The following is a 17,133-nucleotide window of genomic DNA, read 5'->3' on the forward strand; positions in this document are numbered from 1 at the left end:
CGCTGGGGTCTCCTGTCCTCTGCTACACGCCTGGTCAGGCGTGCGGCGCAGCGGCGGGCAGCTCTGCGGCGGGCAGCTGCGATGTCGTACCGAGCGGCACCGTCAGGCCCGGCAGCTCACTGACGGGGGCCGCCGGGGCGGCGGGGTGCTGAACCCCCGCGGGGTTCGCCGGAGCGGCCGGCTTGGCCGGCGTGTTCTCCATGGCACCGGTCTGCTTGGGCGTCTCCTGCGTGCCGGGGGCCGCCGGGGTGTTGGGCGTGTGCGGCGTCTGGGCCGCGGGGTCGTGCGCGGCCGGCTTGGCCGGCATGTTCTCCAGGGGCGCCGCCGGCTTGGCGGGCATGTTCTCCATGGGGGACGCCGGCTTGGCGGGCACCTCCACGGGGGACGCCGGCTTCGCCGGGACGTTCTCCACGGGAGTCGCCGGCTTGGCGGGCATGTTCTCCGTGGGGGCGCTCGGCTTCGCCGGCTGCTGTGTGCCGTTCGGCGGGGTCACGGGCGCGGCCGGCGGTAGCGGCGTCACCGGGGGCGTGGGGTTGGGGTCTTCGGCGGTCGCGGTGGTGGGGGTGGTGGGCGCGTGCGTGGTGGCGGCGGCGGTCGGCGCCGCGGCGATCACCCCGGCTGCGGCGAGGAGGGCGAGCGGCCACAGCGGACGACGGTGACGGGGAAGCAGATGCACGGTGGAACACCTTTCAAGTACCGTAATGCCCCAGTTGGAGCCTTTCATTGCCACTCAACACCTCTGCGGCGTTCTTCGCTTCTCCGGTGTGTCATACGTGCCATGCCCCCAAGAAGTCGCGTTCTGGCGGCAGTAGCCCGACTGGGGTAACGGCACAGCCCGTCACCACCGCCGCTTCCGCACCTGCACGGCCCGGTCATCCCGCGTCGCGCAGCCGCAGCAGATACGTCGCGGTCAGCGCGACGGCACGGTCCTCGTCATCCGACAACTCCGCGAGGGCGCGTGACGCCGTCGTCCCGGGGATGCCCGCCAGCGCCTGGGTCAGCCGCCCACGGGCCGGCTGGTGCGTGAGGTCGAGGGCCAGACAGCCGACGAGCAGGGCCGCGATCCGGTCCGCCCTCGCGGTGTCGCTCGCCAGCACGCTCAGGGCGTCGGCGGCGTCGGTGTCGTTCCTGCCCTCCACGATCATGTCGACGAGCACCGGAACCGCGTCGGCCACTCCGTTCGCCCCGAGTGCCAGAGCCGCGCACCCGCGGACCGCGGGGTCGGAGTGCGTCAGCGCCGCCCGCAGCTGGTCCATCGCCTCGCTCCCGGGCAGCTCGGCGAGGGACCGGACGGCACGTTCCCGTACGGCCGCCACCGGCGAGGCGAGGCCCTTCACCAGCAGGTCCGGTGCGCCGCCGCCCGCTCGCGCCAGCGCCCAGCGCAGGGCCCCGGCGACATACGGATCCGTCTCGCCCAGTACCGCGTCGACCAGGGCCTCGACCGGCACCGCCACGTCGTCGGCCGAGGAGAGGGCCGCGCGCTGGCGGGCGCCGGCGCTCTTCGACCCCAGGGCTTGGAGGAGCGCGACGACCTGGAGGACGTCCTCCCAGCCGTCGGGTTCCGCGGCCTCGATCCGGGACAGCCGCGTGAGCAGCTCCGTCTCGGCCGCGATACGGGTACGTGTCTGCTGGATGAGGTCCCCGACGAGCGCCGAGGGCGTGGAGCCGGGGTCGTCGAGCGCGCGCCCGATGTCCCGCAGCGACAGCCCCAGCGACCGCAGGCTCTCGATCTGGAAGATCCGCCGGATGTCCGCGCCGGAGTACTCCCGGTACCCCGAGCCGGTACGCCCCGAAGGGCGCACCAGCCCGAGCGACTCGTAGTGCCTGAGCATGCGGGCACTGACCCCGGACCGTCGCGCCACCTCACCGATCAACACGTCTCATCTTCCCTCCTGACGGTCCCCGCCGAGGACCACCACGCGTTTCGCCTCCTCGATGGCGAACCCGAATCCGGCGTCCGGGTCGCGCAACAGCCGCTCTGTGGCGAGCGCGTGAGCACATACCCGCGGGTCGGGCCCCGTCATCGCCGCTCGCAGAGCCGACACGATCACCTCGTCCAGCGCGACCAGTGCCCGGCTGAGACTCAGCTGCGTCTCGCGGTCACCGCGCCCGAGCTGCGAAACCAACACCTCGGCCAGCGCGGACTCCTCGCCCTCCGGTACGAGAACGACCCCGGCCCGCCACGCGGCCCGCGCCACCTCCTCGTCCGCGTCGCACAGCAGTGCCCGGGTGACCGCGGGCCAGGCCCGCCGGTCTCCGATCTTGGACAGGGTGTGCAGCGCCTGGCTGCGGGCCTGCGACCGCTCCGAGCGGACCGCCCGCAGCAGTGCGGGCAGGGTCAGGGACACCGGGTGGCGGGTGAGCGCCCACGTCAGCATGTCGCGGACGAAGAACTCCGGCTCGCTCGCGCAGCGTTCGACGAGTGCGTCGACGAAGCGCGGGTCGGGTGCCGTCCCCACCGCCAGAGCGGCCCGCAGCCGTACGGACGAGCGGGCGTCCGCCAGCGCCTGGAGTGCTCGGACCACATCGGTGTCCTGGTGCGTGATCGTCATGGGACCACCTCCTCGGCAGACAGTGAAGGGCTTGTCACCGTGTCAAGGTCAACCAGAGGGGGAGGGGCGCGGTGGTGTCACGGCCGAGCGGACGTGTCCTCGCGGGCGGGGTGGGCGACGCGGAGGAGGTACCCCGAGAACCGGGTACCGGGCCCGGCGCTCCCCTCACCGCCGCTGCCGCTTCCAACATCCGCGCACCGCCATATGGTTGGCGGATGCGCGCACACCGTATCGACCGCCCCGCCGATCTCGACGAGGTCCGTGAGTCCTATGACCGCGTGGCCGACAACTACGCCCACATGGTGCTGACGACGGGGATCGGCGACATCAGGACCGGACATCCCTGGCTCAGGGCGTCCATCGACGTCTTCGCGGCCGCGGTGGGCGGGCTCGGGCCCGTCCTCGACGTCGGCTGCGGGCCCGGAACGGTGACCGCCTACCTCGCCGAGCGCGGCCTGGACGTGTCGGGCGTGGACCTCTCTCCCCGCATGATCGAGAACGCGCGCCGCCTCCACCCCGAGTGCCGCTTCGGTGTCGCCTCGGCCACCGAACTCGACCTGGGCGAGGCGTCCTTGGGTGGGGTGCTCGGCTGGTGGTCGCTGTTCAACCTCCCCCGGGACGTCCTTCCGCAGGTACTCGCCCAGTTCGCCCGCGCGCTGAAGCCGGGCGGCCACTTCATCACCGCGACCCACGTCGGCGACGAGGACGTGGAGCGCACGGAGGCGTACGGGGGTGTGCCGGTGCGCTGGACGACGCACAAGTGGCGGCCGGAACCGCTCGTGGAGCTGATCGAGGAGGCCGGGCTGCGTACGGTCGCCGAGCTCCGGCTCCCGGCGGACGAGCACACCGGGCCGGGCGTGGTCGTCATGGCCAAGCGGCCCGGCTGAGGGGCCGTGGCCCCGTGTGGCCCTTCCGGGGAAGGGCCACACGGGCGCGGTGGTCAGGCCGACGGCTCCTCAAGGACCTCGATGCCGATGAGGCAGGTGTCGTCGTCGGTGTCCGACTTGCTGTAGGTCAGCAGCCGGTCCAGGCGCTGGCTGAGGCCGTCGACCGGGGTCTGGGCGTTGGTCAGCAGCTGGGTGAGGGATTCCTGCATGGCGGTGTCGCGCCGCTCGACGAGGCCGTCGGTGTACATCAGCAGGGTGTCGCCCGGCTCCAGTTGCACCTCGTCCTCTTCATAATCGGCCTCCGGCAGCGCTCCCAGCAGGAGGCCCCCGGTGAGCGGCAGGGCGCTCGCCCGGTCCGTGCGGACGAGGACCGGGGGGAGGTGGCCGGCCCGGGCCCAGCGCAGCGTACGGGTGGAGGGGTCGTACAGGGCGCAGACCGCGGTGGCGGTGACCTGGTCGGTCAGATGGTGGGCGACGTTGTTGAGCCAGGACAGGAGCTGGCCCGGACTGGCCCCCGTCATGGCCAGACCGCGCAGGGCGTTGCGCAGGACCACCATGCCGGTGGCCGCGTCGATGCCGTGGCCCGCGACGTCGCCGACGCACAGCAGGATGTGCTCGGAGGGCAGGACGACGGCGTCGTACCAGTCGCCGCCGACGAGCGCCTCGGACTCGGCGGGCCGGTAGCGCACCGCGACCTGGAGCCCCGAGACCTGGAGCGGGCCGTGGGCCGGCGGCATGATGGCGTGCTGGAGTTGCAGCGCCAGCCGGTTGCGTTCGGCGGACTCCTGCGCGGTCTGGGCGAGTTGGTCGCGGGTGGCCGCGAGGGCGACCTCGGTCCAGTGCTGGGCGGAGATGTCCTGATAGGCACCCCGGATACGGAGAAGGTGCCCCTCGCTGTCCAGGACGGGTTCGGCGACGATGCGGATGTGCCGGGTGACTCCGTCCGCGCGCTGGAGCCGGAAGGCGACGGTGGAGGAGCGCTGGTGGAACAGCACGGTGCGCAGGAAGCGGCCGATGGCGATGGCGTCGTCGGCGTGAGCGTGCGCGGCGAGGTCCTTGAGGGGGACGGGGCCCTGCGTGAGGGGCCGTCCGTGCAGGGCGTACAGCTGGCTGTTCCAGGTGATCTCGCCGGTGGCGAGGTCCTCCTCGAAGCCGCCGATGCGGCCGAGCCGCTGGGCGTGCTGGAGCAGACTGGCCAGACGGGCGGTCTCGTCCTCGATGCGCCAGATCACCAGCAGGCTGCTGCCGTGCCGGGTGACACTGATGTCGGCGACGACCTGCAACGGCACCTGGTCGACGAGCGTGGTGAGCGCTATGCGCTGGACGCGCAGGGGCTCACCGGTGGCGTAGACCCGCTCCATGTGGTTGTAGAGGTCGCTGCCCCCGATGGCCATGGGGTAGGTCTCCAGCAGCAGTCCGCCGTTGAGGGCGCTGCGCGGCCGGCCGGCCGGGTCCTTGAAGTGGACGTTGGCGTGGTGGATGCGGAAGTCGGCCAGGGTGCCGTCGGTGTTCAGGTGCGGTGTGAGGACGAGGGCCGCGTCGTGCAGCCCGTCGGACAGGTCGACCAGTTCGGCCGCGGCCGGGTCGTGCCCGCCGGAGCGGGGCACCGACGGCGACGGCGTGGGCAGGCTCTCCAGGGTGTGGGCGCACAGCTCGGCCAGCGCCTCCAACTGCCGCTCGACCGCCTGGGGGAGCGGCAGTTGCAGGGGCCGGGGCCAGCAGATCTCCAGCACGCCGTGGATGCGGCCGCCGGTACCGGCGCAGATGGCGACCCGGCCGCCCTCGGGGCAGCTCGGCTGGCCGATCGACGGCATGGACGCGACGGATTCGAGGTGCACGGTGGTACGGCTCGACAGGGCCTGGCGCGCCACGGTCGCCACGCCGGGCGGTACGTAGCGCCACCGTTCGGCTTCCTCCCTGCTGAACCCGGCGTGGCCGCTGAGGGCCAGGGAGCCGTCGCGGCCCGCGGTCCACACGGCCACGGCGACCGCCTCCAGCGGGGCCAGCGCGTGTTGCAGCAGCGATTCCGCGACCGCCTGGGTGTCGTCGGCGGCCAGGGCCGCGCTCTCCGCGGTCCGCAGCCGTACCGCGACCGAGGTGGCGCTGTCCGCGTCGGTGTCCGCGTCGGTGTCCGAGGCCGTGCGCCGTACGAAGTCGGCGGCGATCTGGGCGACCTGGTCGCGGGCGGCCTCGTTGATGATGTCGGCGGCCAGTTCCAGCTCGGACATGCCCGCCTGTTCGGCCAGTTCGGCGAGTTGCCGGGCGGCCTGGGCGGGTCCGCAGTGCAGCCGCTCGATCATGACGCCCTTGGCGAGTTCCACCAGGGCGCGGCCCTCGACGGCGGCCCGCGCGGCCTGCACCTCGGCCCGCAGCCGCTCCACGGTGGCGGCCAGCCGGCCCACGGCCTCGCCGCCGTCCTGGCCCACGGCCGGGGCGGGTGTGTGCGGGCGCCTCGGCGTGCTCTCGGTGACCGCCGTCGACGGCTGCGGACCGCCCGCGGACGCGGCGCCCTTCTGCGTCGGCACCGCCACCGTGGTGGAAGCGGCAGTCGGCTGCGGCGTATCGGAGCCGGGGGACACGTCCTCACCGCTGTGGGGTTCGGCGTGGCCCCCGGTCTGCTCGCTGACACTCATGGCGCGAGGGACTCCTTGGTGTCAACGACGGACGGACGGAGACGGCCGGGAGCGGCCCGGCGGGCCGGTGCGGGCGTCACTTCTCACCCAGCCAGTGCCGGATGCACGCCAGGAGGTCGTTGGCGTCCACGGGCTTGGTGATGTAGTGGCTGGCGCCGGAGGCGAGGCTCTTGTCGCGGTCACCGGGCATCGCCTTGGCGGTGACGGTGATGATCGGCAGGTCCACGTACTCGGGCATCTGCCGGATCTCGGCGGTCGCGGCGTAGCCGTCCATCTCGGGCATCATCACGTCCATCAGGATCAGGTCGATCTCGGGATGGGCGCAGAGCGTGTCGATTCCCTTGCGCCCGTCCTCCGCGTGCAGGACGCGGATGCCGTGCAGCTCCAGGATGCCGCTGATGGCGTAGAGGTTGCGGGCGTCGTCGTCGACGACGAGGACGGTACGGCCCCTGAGGGACTCGTCGACGCCGTCGACCTCCTGATGGCGTGGCTTGTCACCTCTGACCAGCGCGATGACATCGCCGGGCTGCTCGGCGGAGAGATGCAGCACGATGCGTTCGCGCAGTTCGTCCAGGCTGGAGAGGACCTCCAGCGGGCGCTCGGAGGCCCGGGCCTGGAGCGCGTGCTCCTGCTCCGCGTTCAGCCGCTGGCTGTTGTGGGCCAGGACGGGCACCTGACGCAGGGCGGCGTCGCCGTCCATGGCGTCGAGGAACGTCCACGCCTCGCTGTTCGCCATGTCGACGTCGAGGACGACACAGTGGAAGGGGTCGGCGGCCAGCGCCGCGGCCGCTTCCTGCGCGCCGACCACGGTGATGACCTCGTGGCTGTGCTCACCCGGCAGCTCCGGGCTGTTCTCCAGGTTGGCGACCGCGCTCTCGGCGACCAGGGACAGCAGGCCGCGCTGACGGTCCTCGATCACCAGCAGCCGCCGGGGACGGCGGTCGGGCACATCCGCCGCGGCCGGGGGCAACTGCCGCTGCTCGGCCGAGGACAGACCCCTCACCGCGTCCTCGGCGGCGGCCAGCGCGTCACTTCCGGTCACCTGGGCGAGCAGGTCGCTGGACGAGACCGGCAGGTACAGCGTGAACGTGCTGCCCAGCTCGGGCGTGCTCTGCGCGGTGATGGCACCGCCGAGCAGATGGGCCATCTCCCGGCTGATGGACAGCCCCAGGCCCGTGCCGCCGTGCTTGCGGCTGGTCGTGCCGTCGGCCTGCTGGAACGCGCCGAAGATCGCCTCCAGATGCTGGGCCGCGATGCCGATACCGGTGTCCTTGACCCGGAAGGCCATCACCGGGCAGCCCTGGTCCACCGCCGGCGGGATCTCCGCGTCCTGGGCCACCTCGATGGACAGCTCGACACTGCCGTACTCGGTGAACTTGACCGCGTTGGAGATCAGGTTGCGCAGCACCTGCCGCAGCCGCGAGTCGTCCGTGAACAGCTCGGCCGGCACGCCCGGAGCGGTGGTGATGGTGAAGCCGAGGCTCTTCTGCGTGGTCATCGGACGGAACGTCGCCTCGATGTCGTTCAGCAGGGGGCGCATCGGGACCCGCTCGGGGTTGATGTCCATCTTGCCCGCCTCGACCTTCGACAGGTCCAGGATGTCGTTGATCAGCTGGAGCAGGTCCGAACCCGCCGAGTGGATGATGCCCGCGTACTCGACCTGCTTCGGGGTGAGGTTACGGGTGTGGTTCTGCGCGAGCAGCTGGGCCAGGATCAGCAGGCTGTTGAGCGGGGTGCGCAGCTCGTGGCTCATGTTGGCCAGGAACTCCGACTTGTACTTCGAGGCGAGCGAGAGCTGCTGGGCGCGGTCCTCCAGCTCCTGGCGCGCCTGCTCGATCTCCAGGTTCTTCGCCTCGATGTCACGGTTCTGGGAGGCGAGGAGCTGCGCCTTGTCCTCCAGTTCCGCGTTGGAGCGCTGAAGCTCCTCCTGCTGGACCTGGAGCTCCTCCGAGCGGGCCTGCAACTCCGCGGCCAGACGCTGGGACTCGTCCAGCAGCTCGTCGGTGCGCGCGTTGGCGAGGATGGTGTTGACGTTCGCGCCGAGCGTCTCCATGAGCCGGTCGAGGAAGTCGCGGTGGATGTCCGTGAACGGGGTGAAGGCGGCCAGCTCGATCACGCCGAGCACCTGCTCCTCCACCACGATGGGCAGGATGATCAGACCGCCGGGCGTCGCCGTGCCCAGGCCGCTGGAGATCCCGATGTACTCGGCGGGGACGCCCTCGGCGGCGATGACGCGGCGGCTGCGCGCCGCCTGTCCCACCAGCGACTCGCCGGGCTTGAACCGGTCGTGACCGGTGAGGCCGACGGGCCGGCCGTAGGAGCCGACGAGCGTCAACTGGGTGCCGTCCGGCGTCTCTTCGGCGAGGTAGAAGGCGCCGTACTGCGCCGACACCAGCGGAGTGAGCTCGTCCATGACCAGCTCGGCCACCACGGCGAGGTCCCGGTGGCCCTGCATGAGTCCGGAGATGTGGGCCAGGCTCGACTTGAGCCAGTCCTGCTCCTCGTTGGTCCGGGTCGTCTCGCGCAGCGAGCCGACCATGGCGTTGATGTTGTCCTTGAGTTCGGCGACCTCGCCGGAGGCCTCCACCGTGATCGAGCGGGTCAGGTCGCCCTCGGCGACGGCGCTGGCGACCTCGGCGATCGCGCGGACCTGCCGGGTCAGGTTCCCGGCCAGCTCGTTGACGTTCTCCGTCAGCCGCTTCCAGGTGCCGGAGAGGCCCTCGACCTCGGCCTGCCCGCCGAGCCGCCCCTCGCTGCCCACTTCGCGGGCGACGCGGGTGACCTCGGCGGCGAACGAGGAGAGCTGGTCGACCATGGTGTTGATGGTCGTCTTGAGCTCCAGGATCTCGCCCCGGGCGTCGACGTCGATCTTCTTCGTCAGATCGCCGTTGGCGACCGCGGTCGTCACCTGGGCGATGTTGCGGACCTGCCCGGTGAGGTTGTTCGCCATCGAGTTGACGTTGTCGGTGAGGTCCTTCCAGGTGCCGGCGACGTTGGGCACCCGCGCCTGGCCGCCGAGCCGTCCCTCGGTGCCGACCTCGCGGGCCACCCGGGTGACCTCGTCGGCGAACGCGGAGAGGGTGTCCACCATCGTGTTGATCACGCCGGCCAGCGCCGCGACCTCGCCCTTGGCCTCGACGGTGATCTTCTGGGAGAGGTCGCCGCGCGCGACGGCGGTGGCCACCTGGGCGATCGAGCGGACCTGGCCCGTCAGGTTCGACGCCATGACGTTGACGTTGTCGGTGAGGTCCTTCCAGGTACCGGAGACACCCCGCACCGTCGCCTGTCCGCCGAGGTTGCCCTCCGTGCCGACCTCGCGGGCGACGCGGGTGACTTCGTCGGCGAACGCGGAGAGCTGGTCGACCATCGTGTTGATGGTGTCCTTCAGCTCCAGGATCTCGCCCCGGGCGTCCACCCGGATCTTCTGGGAGAGGTCGCCCTGCGCGACCGCGGTGGTGACCTCGGCGATGGAGCGGACCTGGGCGGTGATGTTGTCCGCCATGACGTTGACGGACTCGGTGAGGTCCTTCCAGGTACCGGAGACCCCCTTGACGTCCGCCTGGCCGCCGAGCCGTCCCTCGGTGCCGACCTCGCGGGCGACCCGGGTGACTTCGTCGGCGAACGCGGAGAGCTGGTCGACCATCGTGTTGATGGTGTTCTTCAGCTCCAGGATCTCTCCGCGCGCGTCCACACCGATCTTCTGCGACAGATCGCCCTTGGCCACGGCGGTGGCCACCTGGGCGATGGAACGCACCTGGGCCGTCAGGTTGCCGGCCATGAAGTTCACCGAGTCGGTCAGGTCCCGCCAGGTGCCCTTGACCCCCTTGACGTCGGCCTGTCCGCCCAGACTGCCCTCGGTGCCGACCTCGCGGGCGACGCGGGTGACTTCGTCGGCGAACGCGGAGAGTTGGTCGACCATCGTGTTGATGGTGTTCTTCAGCTCCAGGATCTCCCCGCGCGCGTTCACGGTGATCTTCTGGGAGAGGTCGCCCTGGGCGACCGCGGTCGTCACCTGCGCGATGTTGCGGACCTGGTCGGTCAGGTTGCCGGCCATGAAGTTGACCGAATCGGTCAGATCGCGCCACACCCCGCCGACTCCGGGCACCTGGGCCTGGCCGCCGAGCTGTCCCTCACTGCCCACTTCGCGCGCGACGCGGGTGACCTCCGCGGCGAACGAGGAGAGCTGGTCCACCATTGTGTTGACGGTGTCCTTCAGCTCCAGGATCTCCCCGCGCGCGTCCACGTCGATCTTCTGCGAGAGGTCGCCGCGCGCCACCGCCGTCGCCACCTGGGCGATGTCGCGGACCTGCGTGGTGAGGTTGCCCGCCATGGCGTTGACCGAGTCGGTCAGGTCCGCCCAGGTGCCGGAGACCCCCGGCACGTCGGCCTGTCCGCCCAGCGTGCCCTCGGTGCCCACCTCGCGGGCCACCCGGGTCACCTCCGAGGTGAACAGGGAGAGCTGGTCGACCATGCCGTTGAAGACGGTGGCGATCTCGCCCAGCAGGCCGTCCGCGCCGTCCGGCAGCCGGGTGCCGAAGTCGCCGTCGCGTACGGCTGTGAGACCGGCGAGGAGCTGACGCAGCTCCGGCTCGCCGACCTTCGCGGCGGCACGCGGCGACTTGGCCCGGGTCACCGGGCGTGACGTCTCAACCGACGTCTCAGGCATGACAACCTCGTTCCAACGCTGGCGGTACGACATGGTGGGGTGCCGTAGAGCCGTACCGGCGCTGAACCTTCACACACCGGCGAACCCCCGACTGTTTCCGTGAGGAAACTGTGTACAACGATACCCGCCGCCCATAAGTGGGAAGGTGATCCAAGAGGTTCTTGTGACCGGTGATGAAAGCGGCGGGGCGCGTTTGTGACCAGCCCCGTTTGCCCCTTTCCCGGGACTCGAATCACGCCACTCCCGTGACCTGGACCACACTTTGCTGTCGAGGGCCGCTTGGGAGGGTGAAATGCCCGCCTATGTCGTCATGTGAGCAAAGGTGACGGACCCGTCACCGGAAGCATCCCCTCCGAGGGAGCGCCGCAGCGCGGTGCGGCGATTATGTGGTGGCGGATCAACATCGCTGTGGCTACGCTGCCGGTGATGAAGAACTTCTCCTCGTACGGATTGGGGGAATCGTTCGCGCAGGGTGAGTGCTGATGGCACCTCGCTCCGCGCATCCGATTCCGGCCCGCCTTCTGATGTGGCAGCGCGTACGTGAGTACGCCGTGCCACCGTCCATGATCGAGACTGCCACCGCACGGCGTGCGGTCGGTGACTGGGCGGGCGCCTGCGCCGCCGCCCGGCTCGACGTCGATCTCGATCCGCACGCCGTGCGCGCCCGCCACGGCACCGAACTCCTCACCCGCCTCCGCGCGGATCTGCGGCGCCTGGCGCCCGATCTGCTCCGCTGGAACATGCCCCGGATCGCCCCCGACGGGCGGCTCCGGCCCGGCCTCACCCTCTCCCTGGCCCGCTACCGGACTCCCGGCGCCCCACCGCTGCACCTGGTGGTACGGACGCCACCGGCCCGGGCGGACGCGGGACAGCGCATGTCGCTGGCCGTGTGGGAAGGGACCGCGCACGCCGCCCCTGGCCCGCACCCGCACCCCCACCCCGACCGCCGCTTCCGGCTCGACCTGCACCGCCACCTGTGGGACGCCGAGCGCGCCGGCGAGCTGGCGCCGCGGTGCGGCGCGGACGGATCCCCCGTCCCCGACTCGCCGTGGGCGGTGGCCCGTTGGGCCGCCGAAGCGGAGCTGCTGCTGCGGGCCGAGGGGCGTCCTCGCGGGGCCTTCACCGTGCGGCTCGGCGCGCGGAGCCGTGCCGTACTCGAACTCGTCGCCCCCGACGACAGCCACGTCCCGGTGGCGCGGCCCCTGCGGGAAGCATTGCCACCGCAGGACATCGCGGCGCTTCCGGTCCTTCCCGAGGCGGCGGCCCGGGTCCTCCCGGACCTCGAACTGCTGCGCGCCGGGCTGGTGGCGGCCGAGCGGCTGCACCCCCTCGTCGCCGCGGCGCTGCCACAGCTCGGCCCGGCACGGTCGGCCGCTCCCGAGCCCGGCCCCGGTGATCCGCACCGGGTGGAGTGCCGGGGCGCGGTCCACCGGATCGCGCTGCGGGACGGCGTGCTGACGGCGATCGACCACGACCCGGCCCAACTGCGCCGGGAGGGGCTGCTGGTGGCGCTCGGCGGCCCGGCGCTGCCGTGCCTGCGCGCGATCGACGCGGTGCACCGCGGCCCGGAGGCACTGCCCGCGGTACGGGAACGGCTCGCCCACGGCGATGTCACCGGGGCACTGGCCGTGATCGAGGGGCTGCTCGGTCCCCGTGCCGTCCTGCCCGACGGGCCGCTGCGCGAGGAACTGCGGTCGGCCGCGGCCCGCCGTGTCGACCACGGGCTCTTCCGCGCGGGTCTGGACACCGACCGCCCCACCGCCGGTGCGGCGGCGGAGGACGACACCTTCCGTACGGGACACGCCGACGCGGACCGCCGCCCCCGCATCGACCGCCGTACGCCTCCCTGGGTGCGCGCCAAGCGGACCAACCGCGCCCGGCCCCGCACCGGCCTGACCGTCTGACCGGCACCCCCGCCGAAGTCCCGCTCCCTTCTCCTCTCGCGCGTTCCGCGCCGCATGCCTCCATGACCTCCGGGACGGCTCGCCCCGTCCCTCCCACACCCCAGGTGATGCCCATGAACCCCACTGCCCTCCATCCCGCGCCCGCCGAGGCGCCCGGGACCGACACCCGCCTCGCACTCGCCGACGGCCTCCTGAGCCTCCTGCGGACGACCACCACCGAACCGCGCCCCGACGAGCAGCTCGAAGCGCTCACCCTGGCCGTCGCGGCCGATCTGCCCGTACTGCTCTGGGGCGAGCCCGGTATCGGCAAGACCGCCGCTCTGACCCAGCTCGCCGCCTCCCTCGACCTGCCGCTGACCACGGTGATCGCCAGCGTCCACGAGCCGTCCGACTTCTCCGGGCTGCCCGTCGTGGGCGACGACCCGGCGGTGAACGGGGTCCCGATGGCGCCACCGCGGTGGGCCGTGGATCTCGTACGCGCCGGACGGGGGCTGCTCTTCCTGGACGAGCTCTCCACGGCCACCCCGGCCGTCCAGGCCGCGCTGCTGCGGGTGGTACTGGAGCGGAGGGTCGGCGCGCTGCGACTGCCCGAGGGCGTACGGATCGTGGCCGCCGCCAATCCCCGCGCGTCGGCGGCGGACGGGTGGGAGCTCAGCCCGCCGCTGGCCAACCGGTTCGTGCACCTCCACTGGACCCACGACCACGAGGTGGTGGTGCGCGGGCTCGGCGGCGTGTGGCCACGGGCCGAGCTGCCCCGGCTGGCAGCGGAGCGGCTGCCGGAGGCGGTGGCGTTCGCCCGGCGCGCGGTCTGCGGTTTCCTGCGCGTCCGGCCGACGCTGATCCACCGCCTGCCGAGCACGGAGACGCGACGCGGGGGCGCCTGGCCCTCGCCCCGGAGCTGGGAGGCCGCGCTGACGCTGCTGGCCTTCGGTACGGCGGCCTCGGTCTCCCGGGAGGTGCTGGCCCTGCTGGTACGGGGCGCGGTCGGAGACGGGCCGGGGCTCGAACTCCTTGCCCATCTGGACCGGATGGACCTGCCGGACCCGGAAGCGCTGCTGGCCGACCCGGCCCACGCCGAACTCCCGGCGCGGGGCGATCTGCGTCAGGCGGCGCTGGAGGCGGTGGTGGCCGCCGTGGGGACGCGCCCGGAGCGGGCGCGCTGGGAGGCGGCCTGGGCCGTGCTGGCCCGGGCACTGGAGACCGGCGCCCCGGACCTGCTGGTCGCCCCGGCGAAGGCGCTGGCCGCGCTGCGGCGCGACCCGTGGGAGGTGCCGGAGGCGGTGGAGCGGCTGGCCGGAGTGGCCGGACTTGCCCGGCGGGCCACCCGGTCGGTGGAACGCGCCGAGGCGGCGGCCGACGCCGGGCGAACGGCGCGGGCGCGCCGATGACGGGGGCCGCGAAGCGCCCCGTGCCCCGGCCCGCGCCGCCGCGCCCGGTCCGGGCCGCCGTGCCGGGGCCGGCCGACTCCGGGGGAGCGCACGGCCGCCCCCGACTCGCCCTGGACATGGAGAAGTTGCTGGCCGCCCGGCTGCACGCGGTGCGGGTCCGCCCCTACCTGGCCGGTGCGCTCTTCGCGCTGCACGTGGTGGAGGACCGGTCCGTACCAACTATGGCGGTGGACGCGCACTGGCGCTGCTACGTCTCCCCGGCCTTCGTCGCCCGCACCCCCGTGGAGGAGTTGGCGGGCGTCTGGGTGCACGAGGTCTCCCACCTGCTCCGCGACCACCACGGGCGGGGCGAGCGGTATGGGCGCGAGCACGGCGAGTACGGGCCGGGTGAACGGCTGCGGCGGAACATCGCCGCCGACTTCGAGATCAACGACGACATCTACGGCGACGGTCTGCCCCGGCCCGCAGGCGCGGTGCTCCCGTCGCTGCTGGGACTGGACGAGGGGCTGCTGATGGAGGAGTACCTGCGGACCGCCTCGATGTCCGGGCTCGCGGCGGACCTGGCCTGGCTGGACTGCGGCAGCGGCGCCGACGGGCAGGACCGGCCGTGGGAGCTGGGGCCCGACGGGGCCCACGGCCTGAGCAGGCAGCAGCGGGACGCGGTCCGCTTCCGGGTCGCCGAGGGCATCAAGGGCCGGCCCGGCGACGCGCCGGAGGGGTGGCGCCGCTGGGCGGACGAGGCCTTCCACGCGCCGCAGCCGTGGCGGCAGTTGCTCGGGGCCGCGATCCGTTCGGCGGCGAGCGCGCCGGGGGTGGGCGAGAACCACAGCTACCGGCGCCCGTCCCGGCGCTCGGCCGGTGTGCCCGGCGTCCTGCTGCCGAGCCTGCGCCGTACACCGGCCCGGGTGTGCGTCCTGATCGACACCTCCGGGTCGGTGAGCGACGCCGAGCTGGGCAGCGCCCTGCTGGAGGTGGCGGCGATCTCACGGGCGGTGGGCGGGCGGCGCGACCTGGTCTCGGTGATCTCCTGCGACGCGGCGGCCGGGGTCGCCGTGCCGCTCTGCCGTGCCGAGAACATCGAACTGGTCGGCGGCGGGGGGACGGACCTGCGCTCGGGCTTCGCCCGCGCGCTGCGCTCCCGGCCGCGCCCGGACGTGATCGTCGCCCTGACGGATGGTCAGACACCGTGGCCCTCCGCCCGGCCGCCCTGCCGCACCGTCGTCGGCCTCTTCCGCCGTCCCGCCGGCGCCGTGGACGAGGAGAACCCCGACTACGTTCCGGACGCCCCGCCGCCCTGGGCGCGTGTCGTCACCATCGGCTGAGGGGACGCGGCGCTTGGGCGGAAGGCGTCCGGCGAGGTCTACGGGCGGGGTGCGGGGAAGCAGGTGAAGCCGGCCGCGGAGTCGGGGCTGCCGACGCCGGTGTACCTCGGCCAGGAGGGGTGGGCGCACAGCGGCCGGGTCCTGCCGTGCGCGGCGGGGTTGGCGTCGGTGACCACGGGCCGGGCGGGCGCCGTGTCCCGCTCGGCCCAGTCCTCCAAAGCGCTCAGCGAGTCCCAGCTCGCCGCGAACGAGGCGTCGATGTTGGCGTGGTTGGCGCCGGGGACGAGGTAGAGCCGGGCGAAGGCGTCGGTGGCGCGCCGGCCGACGCGCTGCTGGACGCGCTCGAAGTAGTCGACGGTGGAGCGGTGGCTGACGAGTTCGTCGGCCGTGCCGTGCAGGATGAGCAGTTTCCCGCCGGCCCGGGCGAAGGGGCGCAGGTCGGGGTTGTTGACGTCCTGGAGGGCCGACAGGTCGCTGATGCGCCGCCGCCACGCGCCGGGGTGGCGCGGGTCGAGGGACAGGGCGTCGAAGGAGGGGTCGCGGGTGACGAAGTAGCGCGCCCACTGGTCCCAGAACTGCACGCCGTAGCCGCTGTTCGTCGGCATCGGGTGGCCCGGCGCCACCGCTCCCATGCCGAGCAGGGGAGTGGTCATGTCCGCGCCGGACAGGAAGGGGAAGCCGGGGTAACCGCGCTCACCACTGGCCAGCGGGTAGCGCCACCGCAGGGGCGCGGAGAGCGCTTCGACTGCGTGGATCTGCGGGTCGGACAGACAGGTGTCCGCGGTGTCCAGGCCGTGGGGGCAGCGCAGCGTGCGGGGGTCGAAGCGGCAGCCGCGTTCGTCGGAGACGACGCCGTCGCGCAAGCCGTCCCGGCCGTCGCAGGCAGTGACGACGCGGCGGTGGAGCAGGTCCTGCTTCGCGGGGCCGGGGAAGGCTCCGGGGCGGGAGAGGATTTGGGCCTCGTATCCGAAGAACAGGTCCAGGCTCGCGGCGTTCCAGGCGGGATAAGCGGCGATGACGCCGTCGAAGTCCCCGGGTCGGCGCTGGGCGACGGCGAGCGCCTCGCGTCCGCCGCTGGACCCGCCGGCGAAGTAGGTGTGGGTGGGGGTGGCGCCCGCGTAATGCAGGCGGATGAGATAGCGGGCGGCGTCCCGGGTCTTTTTGAGGGCGTCGCCCGCGAAGTTGCGCACGGCTTCGTCGTTGAGGCCGAAGGACCCGTCGAGCGAGGGGGTCGGCGGGAAGCCGGGGGTGGCCTGGTGGCCGGAGTCGCCGGCGAAGGTGGCGTAGCCGCGGCCGAGTGGCCGGGGCCGGTCGAGGGGACCGAAGGGGACGTTGCCGGTGACGTCGGGGACCGTACCGTCGTATCCGCCGCCGCCGAACATCATGGCCTTGCCGTTCCAGCGGACGGGCAGGGCGGCCCGCAGGTGGATGTCGGGGGCGCCGGGGTCCACGGGGTGCAGGGAGGCGTCGACCCGGCAGTATGCCCCGGTCGCGGTGGCCCCGGTCCCGGTGGCAGCGACAGGGGTCGCGGCCGTCACCTCACCGCCGGTGGTGGGCAGCCCGATCACCGAGGCCGGGATCGTACGGCCGGGCAGGGCGGCGCACGATCCCGGAGCGGGTGCGGCGTGCGCCGCGGGCAGAGCGCTGGTGGTGCCCATGAGCGTGAGCGCGAGTCCTGTTACGGCGACGGCCTTCTTCATGGCGGCTCCATGAGGTGCGCGGGAGGGTAGGGGGCGCGCACAGATTAGGGAGGCCGTGGGGGAGGGGACCATGGCGTGGGC

Annotated in this window: 10 protein-coding genes; 4 read left to right on the forward strand and 6 right to left on the reverse strand. The window is 72.9% G+C overall.

Annotation, left to right across the window (positions count from 1 at the left end):
* Positions 1-34 precede the first annotated feature (34 nt).
* From ABZ404_RS23380 to ABZ404_RS23390, 3 genes are all read right to left on the reverse strand, one after another.
* Positions 35-676, reverse strand: coding sequence for a hypothetical protein (locus ABZ404_RS23380; RefSeq protein WP_358990819.1), 642 nt, complete (start codon positions 674-676; stop codon positions 35-37).
* Positions 677-872: 196 nt separating this feature from the next.
* Complete coding sequence (locus tag ABZ404_RS23385; protein WP_358835794.1) at positions 873-1,877, reverse strand: MerR family transcriptional regulator; 1,005 nt, start codon at positions 1,875-1,877, stop codon at positions 873-875.
* 3 nt (positions 1,878-1,880) lie between these two features.
* Positions 1,881-2,552 carry a HEAT repeat domain-containing protein gene (locus ABZ404_RS23390; protein ID WP_358835793.1) on the reverse strand — a complete coding sequence of 224 codons (672 nt, stop codon included), beginning with the start codon at positions 2,550-2,552 and terminating at the stop codon, positions 1,881-1,883.
* A 215-nt stretch (positions 2,553-2,767) separates the two neighbouring features.
* Here ABZ404_RS23390 and ABZ404_RS23395 point away from each other — a divergent pair, with 215 nt between their 5' ends.
* Complete coding sequence (locus ABZ404_RS23395) at positions 2,768-3,439, forward strand: class I SAM-dependent methyltransferase (protein WP_358835792.1); 672 nt, start codon at positions 2,768-2,770, stop codon at positions 3,437-3,439.
* A 53-nt stretch (positions 3,440-3,492) separates the two neighbouring features.
* Here ABZ404_RS23395 and ABZ404_RS23400 read toward each other — a convergent pair whose 3' ends face one another.
* Both ABZ404_RS23400 and ABZ404_RS23405 read right to left on the reverse strand, forming a co-directional pair.
* On the reverse strand, positions 3,493-6,072 hold the full coding sequence (locus ABZ404_RS23400; protein WP_358990822.1) for a SpoIIE family protein phosphatase: 2,580 nt from the start codon (positions 6,070-6,072) through the stop codon (positions 3,493-3,495).
* A 76-nt stretch (positions 6,073-6,148) separates the two neighbouring features.
* Entirely contained in the window at positions 6,149-10,738 is a 4,590-nt protein-coding gene (locus ABZ404_RS23405; protein ID WP_358835790.1) for a HAMP domain-containing protein, read from the reverse strand.
* Positions 10,739-11,220: 482 nt separating this feature from the next.
* Between ABZ404_RS23405 and ABZ404_RS23410 the strand changes: the two genes are divergently transcribed.
* The 3 genes from ABZ404_RS23410 (at position 11,221) to ABZ404_RS23420 (ending at position 15,352) form a co-directional block, all read left to right on the forward strand.
* Complete coding sequence (locus tag ABZ404_RS23410) at positions 11,221-12,642, forward strand: hypothetical protein (protein WP_358835789.1); 1,422 nt, start codon at positions 11,221-11,223, stop codon at positions 12,640-12,642.
* 113 nt (positions 12,643-12,755) lie between these two features.
* Positions 12,756-14,030, forward strand: coding sequence for a MoxR family ATPase (locus ABZ404_RS23415; RefSeq protein WP_358990825.1), 1,275 nt, complete (start codon positions 12,756-12,758; stop codon positions 14,028-14,030).
* A gap of 116 nt (positions 14,031-14,146) precedes the next feature.
* Entirely contained in the window at positions 14,147-15,352 is a 1,206-nt protein-coding gene (locus ABZ404_RS23420) for a VWA-like domain-containing protein (protein WP_358990836.1), read from the forward strand.
* 38 nt (positions 15,353-15,390) lie between these two features.
* Here the strand turns inward: ABZ404_RS23420 and ABZ404_RS23425 are convergent, their stop codons facing one another.
* Positions 15,391-17,052 carry a tannase/feruloyl esterase family alpha/beta hydrolase gene (locus ABZ404_RS23425; protein WP_358836790.1) on the reverse strand — a complete coding sequence of 554 codons (1,662 nt, stop codon included), beginning with the start codon at positions 17,050-17,052 and terminating at the stop codon, positions 15,391-15,393.
* Positions 17,053-17,133 lie beyond the last annotated feature (81 nt).

This window comes from Streptomyces sp. NPDC005878, assembly GCF_040629815.1.
Lineage (GTDB): Bacteria > Actinomycetota > Actinomycetes > Streptomycetales > Streptomycetaceae > Streptomyces.

Excerpts from the sequence above, each read along its gene's own strand:
- ABZ404_RS23425 (WP_358836790.1), bottom strand. The coding sequence starts at position 17,052 with ATGAAGAAGGCCGTCGCCGTAACAGGACTCGCGCTCACGCTCATGGGC.
- ABZ404_RS23395 (WP_358835792.1), top strand. The coding sequence starts at position 2,768 with ATGCGCGCACACCGTATCGACCGCCCCGCCGATCTCGACGAGGTCCGT.
- ABZ404_RS23410 (WP_358835789.1), top strand. The coding sequence starts at position 11,221 with ATGGCACCTCGCTCCGCGCATCCGATTCCGGCCCGCCTTCTGATGTGG.
- ABZ404_RS23420 (WP_358990836.1), top strand. The coding sequence starts at position 14,147 with ATGGAGAAGTTGCTGGCCGCCCGGCTGCACGCGGTGCGGGTCCGCCCC.
- ABZ404_RS23415 (WP_358990825.1), top strand. The coding sequence starts at position 12,756 with ATGAACCCCACTGCCCTCCATCCCGCGCCCGCCGAGGCGCCCGGGACC.
- ABZ404_RS23405 (WP_358835790.1), bottom strand. The coding sequence starts at position 10,738 with ATGCCTGAGACGTCGGTTGAGACGTCACGCCCGGTGACCCGGGCCAAG.
- ABZ404_RS23390 (WP_358835793.1), bottom strand. The coding sequence starts at position 2,552 with ATGACGATCACGCACCAGGACACCGATGTGGTCCGAGCACTCCAGGCG.
- ABZ404_RS23400 (WP_358990822.1), bottom strand. The coding sequence starts at position 6,072 with ATGAGTGTCAGCGAGCAGACCGGGGGCCACGCCGAACCCCACAGCGGT.